Consider the following 14,269-nt stretch of genomic DNA (forward strand, 5'->3'; position numbering starts at 1 on the left):
TCAATAGAGACTCCGTTAGTAGCGGCGAGCGAACGCGGACCAGCCGAGCCTGATGAGTGAGAAGAACATGTTGGGAAGCATGGCCATAGCGGGTGACAGCCCCGTATTCTAAGCTCTGAGGGACGTATTAAGTAGGGCGGAACACGTGAAATTCTGTCTGAAGATCGGAGGACCACCTCCGAAGGCTAAGTACTCCTTACTGACCGATAGCGAACCAGTACCGTGAGGGAAAGGTGAAAAGCACCCCGGCGAGGGGAGTGAAACAGTACCTGAAACCGAACGCCTACAATCAGTTGGAGGCCCCTTGAGGGCTGACAGCGTACCTTTTGTATAATGGGTCATCGACTTGGTCTCACAAGCAAGCTTAAACCGTTAGGTGTAGGCGCAGCGAAAGCGAGTCTTAATAGGGCGAATGAGTTTGTGGGATCAGACCCGAAACCGAGTGATCTAGGCATGGCCAGGTTGAAGGTGCGGTAACACGCACTGGAGGACCGAACCCACATCCGTTGAAAAGGATCGGGATGAGCTGTGCCTAGGGGTGAAAGGCCAATCAAACTCGGAGATAGCTGGTTCTCTGCGAAATCTATTTAGGTAGAGCGTCATCCGAATACCCCGGGGGGTAGAGCACTGGATGGGTAATGGGGCCCCACAGGCTTACTGATCCTAACCAAACTCCGAATACCCGGGAGTACTAGATGGCAGACACACGGCGGATGCTAACGTCCGTCGTGGAGAGGGAAACAACCCTGACCTCCGGCTAAGGCCCCCAATTCATGGCTAAGTGGGAAAGCAGGTGAGACGTCCAAAACAACCAGGAGGTTGGCTTAGAAGCAGCCATCCTTTAAAGATAGCGTAACAGCTCACTGGTCTAATCAAGATGTCTTGCGGCGAAGATGTAACGGGGCTCAAGCCATGAGCCGAAGCCGAGGATGCACATAGTGCATGGTAGCAGAGCGTAGTGTGACATAGTTCCATGCGTCCTTATCTTCCTGCGGGAAGAATTGGACGCAAGGAGCTTTCGATGAAGCGGGCGCGTGAGCGATCCCGTGGAGAGATCACTAGTGAGAATGATGACATGAGTAGCGACAAAGAGTGTGAGAGACACTCTCGCCGAAAGTCCAAGGGTTCCTGCTTAAAGCTAATCTGAGCAGGGTAAGCCGGCCCCTAAGCCGAGGCCGAAAGGCGTAGGCGATGGGAACCACGTTAATATTCGTGGGCCAGGAGGATGTGACGGATTGTGAAGGTAGTTCATCCTTATCGGATTGAATGGGCTGCTGATCAGTCCCTGGAAATAGCCCTCCATCAGACCGTACCCTAAACCGACACAGGTGGACAGGTAGAGAATACCAAGGCGCTTGAGAGAACGATGTTGAAGGAACTCGGCAAAATACCTCCGTAAGTTCGCGAGAAGGAGGCCCGGGTCCTACGCAAGTGGAATCCGGGGGCACAAACCAGGGGGTGGCGACTGTTTATTAAAAACACAGGGCTCTGCGAAGTCGCAAGACGACGTATAGGGTCTGACGCCTGCCCGGTGCCTGAAGGTTAAAAGGAGGGGTGAGAGCTCCGAATTGAAGCCCAGGTAAACGGCGGCCGTAACTATAACGGTCCTAAGGTAGCGAAATTCCTTGTCGGGTAAGTTCCGACCTGCACGAATGGCGTAACGACTTCCCCGCTGTCTCCAACATCGACTCAGCGAAATTGAATTGCCTGTCAAGATGCAGGCTTCCCGCGGTTAGACGGAAAGACCCCGTGCACCTTTACTACAGCTTCGCACTGGTATCAGGATTGTGATGTGCAGGATAGGTGGTAGGCATCGAAACCGTGACGCAAGTCGCGGTGGAGCCTCCCTTGAGATACCACCCTTCGCACTCTTGATATCTAACCGCGGTCCGTTATCCGGATCCGGGACCCTGCGTGGCGGGTAGTTTGACTGGGGCGGTCGCCTCCTAAAGAGTAACGGAGGCGCGCGAAGGTTGGCTCAGAGCGGTCGGAAATCGCTCGTTGAGTGCAATGGCAGAAGCCAGCCTGACTGCGAGACTGACAAGTCGAGCAGAGACGAAAGTCGGCCATAGTGATCCGGTGGTCCCGAGTGGAAGGGCCATCGCTCAACGGATAAAAGGTACGCCGGGGATAACAGGCTGATACTGCCCAAGAGTCCATATCGACGGCAGTGTTTGGCACCTCGATGTCGGCTCATCTCATCCTGGGGCTGGAGCAGGTCCCAAGGGTACGGCTGTTCGCCGTTTAAAGAGGTACGTGAGCTGGGTTTAGAACGTCGTGAGACAGTTCGGTCCCTATCTGCCGTGGGTGTAGGATACTTGAGAGGAGTTGCCCCTAGTACGAGAGGACCGGGGTGAACGAACCACTGGTGGACCTGTTGTTGCGCCAGCAGCAGTGCAGGGTAGCTATGTTCGGACAGGATAACCGCTGAAGGCATCTAAGCGGGAAGCCCCCCTCAAAACAAGGTATCCCTGAGGGCCGTGGAAGACCACCACGCCGATAGGCCGGAGATGTAAGTGCAGCAATGCATTCAGTTGACCGGTACTAATCGCCCGATAGGCTTGATTTGATCCAGTAACAGACAGTGTTACTCAAAACCAAACAAGCAAACACATCCCATAATACAAGACCTGGACAACGTTGATTGTAACCGACGCAAGTTGCACGTGCCTGCCGCCACCCGGCGGTGACACAGCAACCGGGCGGCATCTCGCGCATTTGCTGAAGCAAATACGCTGCCTGCCGCTCGCCAGCCTTGCTTCGCAAGGCCGTCGGAATTGGATTTTTCTTGGTTTGGTGGCTACAGCACAAGTGAAACACCCGGTCCCTTCCCGAACCCGGAAGTTAAGCACTGTCGCGCCGATGGTACTTGGGCTCAAGCCCTGGGAGAGTAGGTCACCGCCAAACCTAGTAAAATCCAATAATCTCTCAATACGGTCTCAAAAAAACCTGACGCGGGATGGAGCAGCCAGGTAGCTCGTCAGGCTCATAACCTGAAGGTCGCAGGTTCAAATCCTGCTCCCGCAACCATCGTTTCCGACCAAGCCCCTGCACACAGCGGGGGCTTCTTCGATTCAGGGCTCCCCAAAGCCATCAGCCCCGCCAATTCCCCAACAAGTTCAAGCTGATGGCCGCCCGGCGCATCTGCGTCCGGAACCATCCGCACCTCCGAAATCAAAGCCCGCAGCGACGCCGTCGCCTCCCGCCGTACCTCCGGCGCATTCAGGGACCCAGCCAGATCTTCGATCAGCTCCCGGTACCGCGCCGACAGGCTCGGGTGAAGCCGCAGGGCAGGGGGCTCCGGGTTGTCCGCGATGACCGCCTCAAGGCGGGCCTTCTCTCTCTCCAGTTCCGACATCTTGTCCTTCATCGAGGCGGTGTACATGCCGTCCTCGATAGCTGTCAGGATGTTGGCGATCCGGCTCTCCACCTTTTGGAGGGAGTGTTCGGCCTTCTGCCGGTCCTGGCAGGCCCCCGCGGCGGCGTCGTTGAAGGCCTTGCGGTATTCCTCCGCGAACTGCGCCAGCAGGTCCGGTGCCAGGAGGCGCTGCTTCAGCCCGGAGAGAACCCGCTCTTCCACTTCTGCCCGGCCGATGGTGGCGCGGTTAGTGCAGACCGCAGCGCCCTTGTTGCGGGCACCTGCGCAGCCATAGCGCGTCTTGTTGATCAGCGTGTAGCTGGCGCCGCAGCAGGCACAGCGCAAGAGGCCTGACAGCAGATAGGTGGGGCGGCGCGCGCGTTCCAGCTTCGGCCGTTCCGTCAGAACACCCGCCGGGTTCATCGCTTGCCGCACCTCCCCCTGGCGCGTCTTCACCGCCTGCCAGAGCTGATCATCCAGAATACGCAGGCCGGGGACATCCTCCGTGATCCAGTCTTCCGGCGGATTGAGGCGGGACAGCCGTTTCCCGCTGTCGGGGTTGGTGTCGTAGGTCAGCCGGTTCCAGACCAGGCGCCCGATATAGAGCTCATTGTTCAGAATGCCGGAGCCGCGTTTGATGTTCCCGGAGACCGTTGAGGGATTCCAGACTCCGGTGCCCTTGCCGCTCTGGGGAGCAGGCACTGCCTCGGCGTTCAGCGCGGCTGCGATTGAGCGCGCGGAAAGCCCGTCTGCGTAATCCCGGAAGATCCGGGTGATGACGGCGGCCTCCTCCGGTTCGATCTCCCGGTCGCCGGTGCTGACCGTGCCGTCGGGCAGGATCTCACGCTTCACCCGGTAGCCGTAGGCAATCCCGCCAGCAGATTTGCCCCTGGCAATGCGTCCTTCCAGCCCGCGCCGTGTCTTCTGGGCCAGGTCCCTGAGGAACATGGTGGACACCAGCCCGCCAACGCCGACCTTCATGTCATCCAGTTCATTCTCCGAAGCCGTGTGGATCTTGACACCGAAGAAGTTCATGCGCTTCAGCAGGTTTGCGGAATCCGCCATATCCCGCGAGAGGCGGTTCTGGCTTTCGGCGGCAATGACGTCGATCCCGCCGTGTTCTGCGGCCTGGATCAGGCGCTGGTATCCCGGACGCAGGGCATTCTTGCCGCTGAGCGCGTGATCGGTGAAAACTTCCGTTACCTGCCACCCCTTCTGTTCACACAGGCGGCGGCACAGCCGGATCTGGTCCTCGACCGATGTGTCTTTCTGTTTGTCTGTGGAGTACCGGGCGTAGATGGCAGCGCGGAGACCGGGTGTTGCATTCATGGTTTATTCCTTCGAAGGCGGTTGGCTCCTCTGTGCCGCGATGTCTTCCTGAGCAGCCTGGCGGGCGAGGAGCCGTATGATGTGCAGAAGCGGGTCCGGCCAGTTGGCCCGGCCGTTTGTCTGAGATGTGCCGGAAAGACAGGCTGTCTCCTGGCAATTGACATAGCTCTTCTGGTCCCGTGCCATAGGCCGAGGTCTCCCGCCGCTCCCGGGCCAATGCCCGGGGCGCTCTTTTGATGCTGCTGCTCCGGCCGGGAACTGCTCCGGCCTCTGTAGGCTTCATCATAGCGGGCGCGGGAGCGCGGCGGGCCCCGTGAAAGAGGGGAAGATGCTGCCCAAGGCCGGGTTTATGTGGACAACCTGCCGTTTGGGGTGGTTTGCGGGGGGGGGGCGGAGAGCTGAGGTACGCGCCGTTGCGGCCGGACCGGCGGCGTTTGCCGCGCGGGCAAAACCTTTCCGGAAGGGAATTATCCGGATTTTGGACCAACCGGAGTCTGCGCCGCGGGAGTTTGCACAAAACATTGTGCAAATCCGGTGGCTGGGCCGCTTGATTGGCGGGCGAATCTACTGGTCCAGGACCGGCTCTGGACCATTTTTGCGCGGCACCTCGCGCAGCCAGCACTTGATGGCCTCGCCGTCAAACTCCCTTTTTCGAACTAGAACCGAGGCCATTTCTTTGAGCAAGTGCTTGTAGGGGTACAACAAAGCACGGGCAACGTCTTCGGCATGGTCGAGCCGGTCCTGCAGGCGTTTGCGCTCGCCTTCCGACAGGCGGGCAAAGTCTGGCGGCCCGAGCCAGGCGTTGCCGATGGCCCCAAGCCCCAGTTCAAAATCCATCGCCAGGACCATCCGCGCAGCCTGTGCCAAATCGGACGTTGCGCCCCCGCCGGCCCCGGCAGAAACAACCCCGAAGATGAGCCGCTCCGCCGCCCGCCCTGCGAGGTGGATAGACAGCTGGCATTCAAAGTCTGCCGGCAGACCCGCGTTCGGGGGAACATCCCGCTCGATTGTGCCGCCAGATGGAGACAGGCTGATCCGCGTGATCGTCTCGCCGTAGCTCCACGAGGTGATGGCGTGACCGACTTCATGAATGGCGATGCGGTACAAGAGGTCGTGGTTCTCCTCCTGTGCCATGACTTGCAAATGGCGGCGCAGAAGCTGCAGGTCGAGCGGGCAGCCGCTGTGCCGGGCCTCACTGCGGGCTGAGCGCACCGCCGCGTCCACGTCGGCAGCGGTTTTGCCAATGCAGTCCCGCGCCAGCTCCAACATCGCATCCTCGGGGAATGCGTCCTGCAGCCGTTCTGCAAGGAGGTGCTGCAGCATCGCCATGCTTGGCAGCGGCATCTGGATCTTGATGTCAAACCGCCCGGCTCTCAGCACCGCGGGGTCGAGGTGCTGTGGATGGTTGCAGGCACCAACCACCATAATCCCTGCCTCCCGGCTGATGCGGTCCATCTGCTCCAAAAAACCAGCAACCACTTGGCGCCTGTAGCTGGCACTGTTGTCGCCGGCACTGTCGCGGGAACCGATCGCGTCGATCTCATCGATGAAAAGGATACAGGGCGCATTCTTCCGGGCTTCATCGAAGCTTTTGCGCATGGCGTGCAGCAGGTTGCCCAAATGACCGGCGCTTTGCCACTCGGCGCAGCTGGTCTCGACGCAATTGACAGCGGCGCTCCGGCCCATCGCGCGGGCGAGGTGGCTCTTGCCGGTGCCCGGCGCGCCAAAAAGCAGCAAGGAGTGCGGGATCTCATTCCAGGCCACTTCGCCTTCGGCCCAGAGCCGCAGGTCCGCAACCAGTTGCCGGGCGGTGTCATAGGCTGGGCCGATGCCGGTGATCTCTTCCCTCGGCGTGTAGGCTTCGGGTGGCGAAGCGGCAGCGGCAGCAAGCGCCTGGGACAAGCGCTGCGCCATCTTCTTCGCTGTGGGCGCACGCAGGGCGAAAGACAGTGCGGGGGTGGAGAGCTCATGCAACTGGCCGTTCGGGGGCAGCGCCGCGCGGGCGGCGGCTTCATCAATGCGGCCCGTCCGGCTGTGGGTCTGACGCAGCAGGGCGATCAGAAAATCCGCGTCCGCTTGCGGCAGTGTCAGCTGATGACAGTGCTCCGCCACCAGCGGCGCTGGCAGTGCCATCTCATCCGGCAGGCAGATCCACAAAGGCTGGCTGTGCGCCAGGCCTTTGATGATGAGATCCTGCAGTTCATCGAAGTGTTGCTGTTCAATCGCACCATCGCGGGCACTGGGGACAGCGAGGGTCACGCGCTGAGGCAGCTGCACCTGGCGCCGGGCGTCATAGGCCTGCCAGCCCGGCGGCAGCAGGGCGTGGTTGAGGAGATTTTCCATACTTGAATACCCGCAGCGAGGAACGTTGCGCAGGATCAGCACGGTGCCGCGGATTAGCTGCGCGTCCACCGCAGCCGGGGAGCCGAAGGCCGCGGCGATCCGCAACAGCAGAAGCAGCCTGTCTGGGGGCAGGTCTGTGGCCGGCAGCCAGCGGCCCACGTCATCACATGCGTATGGGTCGGCGCCTTCCTGCTCCAGCGCTTCCCAAAGATCCGGAGGCAGATGCCGCGCGTCCGGCTGCTCGCTCAGATGGTGCAGCAAAGAATGGGGCTGTTCCGGTGCTGGGGGCACAAGCGGCTCCTCGGCGCCAGCACTGCCGTCTGGTGCGTCTTCTTTGAGTGTCTTGCGCCGCGTTTGCTGTAGCTCTTCACAGTAGAGATGATAGCGGCGGGCGCAGTCTTCGGCGAACTGCCACCAATCGGGGCGCGCGGGGGAGTGGTTCATGGCAAGCCTCCTGTGAACAGGCAAAAGGGATCGCTCGCCCAGCGGGGCCGGGCGGAAAACAGGTCGGAAATTGAAGGGGAGGGAGGCGCTTAGCTGTCTTCTTCCGCCTTGATGGCGTCGAGCATCGCGAAGATCACCTGGCACACATCCGGAAAATAGACCTCACTTTTGACCCTCAATTCATCTGCGTAGAGGTCTGGCGGCGCGACGCTGTCGGGGTGCTCTGCCTTCAGCCGCGCATGCAGGCCTTTCTCAATTTGCACAGCTGTGTGGCCGGAGCTGATGGGAACTGTCCGCAGGACCTGCGCCTCCGTCTCCTTGGTCTTCAGAAGTTGGTGGTAAAGGCGGGAGACGGGATCGCGGCTGTAGCCGAGTTTGATCAGCTTGGCACCTTTGGCGAGTTTAAGCTTCATGACGTAGAGAAAACTTGGCGCACTGCTCCAGCCCTCGCCGCAGTTGCTGCATTGAAACCGGCCAGTCTGCATGTTGGCACGGGCAATCCGCTGAACATGGCCGCAGGCCTGGTGCTGGTACAGGCGGTAGTTCTGGTTCCTGTTCGGATCCGGTTCGATCAGCTCCCAACCCTGCGCGGAGGCTTCTTCTTGCTCCTTCTGCTGTTGGCAGAGTTCGCAGCGTACGTCGCAGGTCCCGGCGGCAGCTCTTTTGATCAGTTCGAACTGCCGTCGCAGCCGGTGGCCGCAGTTCGCGATGTAGATGCCATGATGGCGGCTTTGCGGATCGCGGCCTGCCCACTTTAGACCTGCGGCCTCGGCATCGGCCTGCCACCGGTCTTGAATGCAGTGCGGGCACTGCGGCTGGTTGTTCATGAGAACAAAGATCTTGCTGGCGTGTGTCCGTCGGCAGGTGTGGCAGGACAGGAGCAGGTGATAGCGGTCCTTGATGCGCTGGACGATTTTGAAACCTTTTGCGCTGGCGGCGGCGCGCCAGTGGGGATGGACCGTTTGCGGGAAATGTTCGCAGGTTGAGTGGGCATGGCAGCCTCCGCATAGGCAAAAATGGACAGGGCAGGCGCCGGAACTGGCGCTTGCTGAAACTTCAGAAATGGCATGGCTGAGCCGGGCGCAGCGGCGTGTCCGCCGCGGGCCGGGTCAGAAGAATGCTGGGATGGTGGGCCTAGTTGGGCAGAAAGTTCTGCGCTTCAGCCGCCACAGAGAGTTCGATGAGAGCGTTCATCTGTCGCGTGCCGGTCTGCAGCAGGGCCTGGCAATCACCATCTTCGACGGTGAACAGCTCCAGGTTCTCATGGAACAGCTGCTGAAATCTGAGAGCCTCTTCCGGCCCCGTGGACTCGATGAGGAAGTGCAGCAGCATGCTCATGCGCTGCATTGGCAAATCTTCGGCACTGACCATCTGTGCGGTCAGGATGTCGCCGCTGAGTTTAAGGCAATCCTGCCATTTGGCTTCTGCGGCCTCTTGGATATCGGTGGACGCGGGATCCCAGGACAGCGCGTGCGACAGATCACGCTCCAAATTTGGGGCTTCGTCCACTGCCTTAGTCAGCGTGTCGAAAGTTTGGGTGACGAAGGTGGGGCTGTCATCTGCGGCTGATGCGGGCCACAGAGCTTTTGCCGCGCCGAGGCGCGTGATAACGGGGATGGTAGTCATATTGGTCTCCTTAGCCGAGATCAGTGTGGTTAGGGCGAGGTAAGAGGTTCCAGCTCTTGCCTCGCCTGAACAATGTGCGATGATGCCATCATGATGTCAGCATCAAAATGGTAATATCGGAATGGCCCCTCCCAAGAAAGACACAGAAGCGCTAACGCTCAGATTGTCGCGAGAACTCATAAATGCAATCGATGACCGACGTCGTCTTGAGCCTGATCTCCCAACCCGTCCGGAAATGATTAGGCGCGCATTGGTTGACTGGCTGGAGAAAACAAGCTGATCGGCAACAGGCTACGGAAGCGAAACACCCTTCTGCCATTTAAGATTATCGAGAAACAATAAGTCATCCCAGGCCCCCGGCAGGGCGGGTCCAGCAGGCTTCTGGCCGCAGGAAGCATGTTTGGGCGGAGCCCGGACTGCGACCGAGGAGGGGATCGAAGGGGGTATCCCCCTCGCGAACTGGTAAGTTGCAATTCCGGGGCCCAGCCCGGGATTGCAACTTACCTAGTGAGTACAAGCCTCACAAAAACAAAATAAGTCTATCGGGATTTTCGTCGTCTTCGCGGAGACTCGGATCAGAGAAGCAGATCCGAGCAGCAAGATGACCGTACAGCCCAAGTTCACCCAAGCCCAGCCCGTAATTCTTGATGAAGCACCGGTTGTGCTGCGCTTTGCAGGCTTGCCCGCAGGGCCTCGGCAAATTCAAGATGCATGACGAGCGCGGTGGTGGCGACCTGGATCATGTCGACCAGGAGCTGTCCCGGCTGAACCAGGTGCTGGCCGGCGAGCCGGGCTGGCAGCAGCAGATACGCGGCGAAATTGCTGAGATGCGCCGTCACAATCACGAGGAGCATTTGCGCGCTCTGAAGGCCAAGTCACGCATGAAGGACGCCAGGAAGCTGGAGGCGGAAGGGCCTGCAGACCCCTGGCGGTCCTGCAGCAGGGGCCCGCTTCGTGAAGGGATCATCACTGTCAATAAAGACTGGTTTGGCGGGGCAGGTCTGTTGGAATGGGATCCGGAACGTGTCTTTGCTTTCCGCAAAACGGCCATGTCGTTCCTCCGTGAAAACTTTCCAAATGGTCAGCTGCGCTATGCCAGTGCCCACGTCGATGAAGAGGCTTACCATATCCACTTTGTCGTGGCCGTTTGGACCGAGAAACCATCCGCCAACCGCGGGCATCAGATCCTGCTGCAGGCATCTGACAACCCGCTCATCAAAAGCTCTGAGCATGCCCAGGATCTTGCCGGAGAAGCTTTTGAGACAATCGGGCTTGCCAGGGGGGAGCGCCGTGCCAAAGCCCGGCGCCAGGCGCGGGCAGAGGGAAAACCTCTGCCCGAGAAGCGGCAGCATGTGCCGCCATCAAAATGGCGTGCCGAGGAGCGCCAAAAGGCGCAGGCGGAGAAGAAACGCATCCTGGACGACGCCCAGGATGAGGCAAAGGCGGCCGTTGAAAACGGCCGGGACCTGGCCAAGGCCACGGTCAAGAAATCGCGCAAGCGCGCCATAAAAGAAGCGCGGGCCCGCAAACAGCGGACCGCGCGGGAAACTGCAAAGATGATCCGCCGCCGCGATACGGCGGAGGCAGAGGCTGTGCAGTTTGAAAAAGCGGCTGACGCCGCGAATGCTCTGAAAAAGAAAATTGTGGCTGAGGTCTGGTCCGGAACCCGACTGGTCGACATGCAACATGGTTGGCAGTTGACGCGTGCGGGCTTGCCTTCTCCGCCGCGTCCTGTGTGACCTCACGGATGAGCAGCCGTCTCGGTGGAAGCAAATTCCGCAAAAAGGAATATAATTTTACATGTTGAAATTAGAAATCGAAATTGTTACTCAGAAACCCAAGCCAAGAGATGCGCGAACAACGGGCGGAGGAACAGGATGGCAAATCAGGTTAATCTGACAATGGATGGCAGCGTTGCTGTTGTGCGGGTGGACAACCCGCCGGTGAACGCGCTTTCGCATGCGGTGCGCGTCGGTCTGCAGGGGAGTTTTCGGGCCGCGCTGAGCCGCGCGGAAACCAAGGCTGTTGTCATCTGCTGCGCGGGGCGCAGTTTCTTTGCCGGCGCGGATATCCGCGAATTCGGCAAGCCGCCGCTGGCGCCGTTCCTGCCGGATCTGATCACTGAAATCGAGGCAGCGCAGGTGCCGGTCATTGCGGCGATGCACGGGAATGTGCTTGGCGGCGGGCTGGAGGCGGCCCTGGGCGCGCATTACCGGATCGCGGTAAAGGGCACCCGTCTCGGCCTGCCGGAAGTGTCGCTGGGGCTGCTGCCGGGCGCAGGCGGCACCCAGCGCCTGCCGCGGCTGATCCCGGCGGCAGATGCGGCCCGTATGATCACCGGCGGCAAGCCGGTTAGTGCCGATGCGGCGTTGTCCATGGGGCTGATTGACCGGGTGGCGGACGGCACCGATGCCCGCGCCGAAGGTATCGCATTTGCCCGGGAGCTGATCGCGGCAGGCAAGGAGCCGCGCCCGGCCGGGAGCCTGCTGTGCAATATACTGGAGCCGGCGGAACTGGAGGGCGTCCGGGCCAAAGTTGCCAGGGCCGCACGCGGGGCGATTGCCCCAATCGCCTGCCTCGATGCAGTGGAGGCGGCGATGTCGCTGCCGTTCGAGGACGGGCTGAAGAAAGAGCGCGCATTGTTTCAGGAGCTGATGGCCTCGGACCAGAGCACCGCCCTGATCCACGCTTTCTTTGCTGAGCGCCAGGTTGGGAAACTGCCGGAAATCGAAGGTGTTGACCCACGCGCTATCAATCGGATGGGCGTTGTTGGCGGCGGCACTATGGGGGCGGGGATTGCTGTCAGCGCTTTACTGAGCGGATTGGATGTGACCCTGGCCGAGCGCGACGAAGTTGCGGCAGACAGGGCGGCAGACAGCGTTGGCAGGATGCTGGAGAGTGCTGTGAAACGCGGCAAGCTGGCAGCGCCGCAGCGAGATGCTATTCTGGCGCAAGCGTTCCGCACCACCACCCGGTACGAGGATTTCGCACAGGCAGATCTGGTGATCGAAGCCGTCTTTGAAAGCATGGACGTCAAGAAGGACGTGTTCACCCGGCTGGATGAGGTCTGCAAGCCGGGCGCCATTCTGGCCTCGAACACCTCATATCTGGATCTGAACCGGATTGCGGCAATGACCAGCCGCCCGCAGGATGTGATCGGGCTGCATTTCTTCTCGCCCGCGCATGTGATGCGGCTGCTGGAAGTTGTGGTGGGCAAAGATACCGCCCCTGATGCGGTGGCGTCGGGCTTTGCGCTGGCCAAGCGGTTGAAGAAAGTAGCGGTGCGCGCGGGCGTCTGCGACGGGTTCATCGGCAACCGGATCCTGTCGCATTACGGCAAGGCGGTCTACGGCATGGTGCTCGCAGGGGCGAGCCCCTATGCCGTGGACAAAGCGCTGACCGGCTTTGGGCTGGCGATGGGGCCGTTTGCGGTTGGCGATCTGGCCGGGCTGGGTATCGGCTGGGCCAACCGCAAGCGCCTGGCGGCTGAGCGCGATCCAAGGGAAACCTACCCCGAGTTTGCCGACCGCCTGTGCGAATTGGGCCGGTTCGGGCGCAAGACCGGGCGCGGCTTTTACATCTATGAAGAGGGCGCCGGCGGGCCGAAGCCTGACCCTGAGGTGGAAGACATCATTGCAGCAGAGCGCACCGCCAAGGGCATCACGCCGCGGGCGATAAGCGTGGATGAGATCATCAGCCGCTACATGGCAGCGATGGTGAACGAGGCCGCCCGCGTGGTCGGGGACGGCATCGCCCAGCGGCCGCTGGATGTGGATGTGACCCTGCTGAACGGATACGGGTTTCCGCGCTGGCGCGGTGGGCCGATGCATTATGCCGATACCATCGGGCTGGACAGGATCCTGCAGGACATCTGCCGCTTCCATGAGGAAGATCCGATCCTCTGGCAGCCTGCGCCGCTGCTGGAACGGCTGGCCGCCGAAGGCCGGAGCTTTGGCAGTCTCAACACCTGAAGGAGTATTTTATGAAACAGGCGGTCATCGTCTCCACTGCGCGCACTGGTCTGGCCAAATCCTACCGCGGCGCCTTCAATGAAACCCACGGCGCCACCATGGCGGGCCATGCCATCAGCCACGCGGTGCGGCGTGCCGGCATTGCGCCGGACCTGATCGAGGACGCGCTGGTCGGCTGCGGCTACCCCGAAGGCTGGACCGGGTCCAACATTGCCCGCCAGTCGGTGATCCGCGCCGGGCTGCCGGTGTCTGTTTCCGCAGCCACCGTGAACCGGTTTTGCTCGTCCGGATTGCAGGCGGTGGCGATGGCTGCGCATTCGATTGTGATGGAGGGCGCAGAGGCCGCCATTGGGGCAGGGGTGGAAAGCATCAGCCAGATGCCGCCCGCCCGCCCGCCGCAGGCGCAGGAAAGCTGGATTCTGGAGAACAAGCCGGAGCTGTATCTGCCGATGATCCAGACTGCCGATATTGTCGCCCAACGCTATGGCATCAGCCGTGAGGCGCAGGACGAATTGGCGCTGTCCAGCCAGCAGCGCACGGCAGCGGCCCAGGCTGCGGGCCGTCTGGATGGTGAGATTGTGCCCATCACCGTGACCCAGGCCTTCAAGGACAAGGAAAGCGGCGGGATCACCCGCAAGGAGGTGACCTTTGCCATGGACGACTGCAACCGTCCGAGCACCACGCTGGAGGGGCTGGCCGGGCTGGCCCCGGTGCAGGGCGAGGGGCATTTCGTCACTGCCGGCAACGCCTCGCAGCTGAGCGACGGGGCGGCGGCGCTGGTGCTGATGGACAGCGCGGTGGCAGAGCGTGAAGGCGCCGAGCCGCTCGGCGCCTTCAAAGGTTTTGCCGTGGCCGGCTGCGAGCCGGATGAAATGGGCATCGGTCCGGTCTATGCGGTGCCGCGCCTGCTGAAGCGTCACGGGCTGACGGTCAGCGACATTGAACTGTGGGAGCTGAACGAGGCCTTCGCCTCGCAGGCGCTTTACTGCCGCGACCGGCTGGAGATCGACCCGGAGATTTGCAACGTCAACGGCGGTTCGATCTCGATCGGCCACCCGTTTGGCATGACCGGTGCGCGGATGACCGGGCATCTGCTGCTGGAAGGGCGGCGGCGCGGCGCCAGGCTGGGCGTTGTCACCATGTGCATCGGCGGCGGCATGGGTGCGGCCGGCCTGTTTGAAATCTTCTGAGGGGCACC

At 61.2% G+C, this 14,269-nt stretch carries 7 protein-coding genes, 1 tRNA gene and 2 rRNA genes (1 of these 10 cut by a window edge); 6 read left to right on the forward strand and 4 right to left on the reverse strand.

Annotated elements, in window-relative coordinates:
* The 3 genes from ETW24_RS02480 to ETW24_RS02490 all read left to right on the forward strand — a co-directional run.
* A 23S ribosomal RNA gene (locus ETW24_RS02480) occupies positions 1–2,569 on the forward strand; it begins 275 nt to the left of the window's first position.
* Positions 2,570–2,792: 223 nt separating this feature from the next.
* Positions 2,793–2,907 (forward strand): 5S ribosomal RNA (gene rrf, locus ETW24_RS02485).
* A 46-nt stretch (positions 2,908–2,953) separates the two neighbouring features.
* Positions 2,954–3,030 (forward strand) — tRNA-Met (locus tag ETW24_RS02490).
* Here ETW24_RS02490 and ETW24_RS02495 read toward each other — a convergent pair.
* The 4 genes from ETW24_RS02495 to ETW24_RS02510 all read right to left on the reverse strand — a co-directional run bounded on the left by ETW24_RS02495 (position 2,987) and on the right by ETW24_RS02510 (position 9,100).
* Positions 2,987–4,687 (reverse strand): recombinase family protein, encoded by a 1,701-nt coding sequence (locus ETW24_RS02495; RefSeq protein WP_129372819.1) that lies wholly within the window; start codon positions 4,685–4,687, stop codon positions 2,987–2,989. The genes ETW24_RS02490 and ETW24_RS02495 overlap by 44 nt on opposite strands.
* Before the next feature lie 564 nt (positions 4,688–5,251).
* Positions 5,252–7,474, reverse strand: coding sequence for an AAA family ATPase (locus ETW24_RS02500; RefSeq protein WP_129369602.1), 2,223 nt, complete (start codon positions 7,472–7,474; stop codon positions 5,252–5,254).
* A gap of 89 nt (positions 7,475–7,563) precedes the next feature.
* Complete coding sequence (locus ETW24_RS02505; RefSeq protein WP_205877331.1) at positions 7,564–8,301, reverse strand: GIY-YIG nuclease family protein; 738 nt, start codon at positions 8,299–8,301, stop codon at positions 7,564–7,566.
* 307 nt (positions 8,302–8,608) lie between these two features.
* The gene (locus ETW24_RS02510; protein WP_254695685.1) at positions 8,609–9,100 is read right to left on the reverse strand and encodes a hypothetical protein; all 492 of its coding nucleotides are present in this window, start codon (positions 9,098–9,100) and stop codon (positions 8,609–8,611) included.
* A 707-nt stretch (positions 9,101–9,807) separates the two neighbouring features.
* On the opposite strand from ETW24_RS02510, the gene ETW24_RS02515 reads away from it, so the two are divergent.
* The 3 genes from ETW24_RS02515 to ETW24_RS02525 all read left to right on the forward strand — a co-directional run bounded on the left by ETW24_RS02515 (position 9,808) and on the right by ETW24_RS02525 (position 14,261).
* Positions 9,808–10,839, forward strand: a complete 1,032-nt coding sequence (locus tag ETW24_RS02515) for a plasmid recombination protein (protein WP_164982672.1) — start codon at positions 9,808–9,810, stop codon at positions 10,837–10,839.
* A gap of 138 nt (positions 10,840–10,977) precedes the next feature.
* Positions 10,978–13,071, forward strand: a complete 2,094-nt coding sequence (locus ETW24_RS02520) for a 3-hydroxyacyl-CoA dehydrogenase NAD-binding domain-containing protein (protein ID WP_129369604.1) — start codon at positions 10,978–10,980, stop codon at positions 13,069–13,071.
* Positions 13,072–13,082: 11 nt separating this feature from the next.
* On the forward strand, positions 13,083–14,261 hold the full coding sequence (locus tag ETW24_RS02525; protein ID WP_129369605.1) for an acetyl-CoA C-acyltransferase: 1,179 nt from the start codon (positions 13,083–13,085) through the stop codon (positions 14,259–14,261).
* Positions 14,262–14,269: the final 8 nt, after the last annotated feature.

The organism is Leisingera sp. NJS204, from assembly GCF_004123675.1.
Taxonomy (GTDB): domain Bacteria; phylum Pseudomonadota; class Alphaproteobacteria; order Rhodobacterales; family Rhodobacteraceae; genus Leisingera.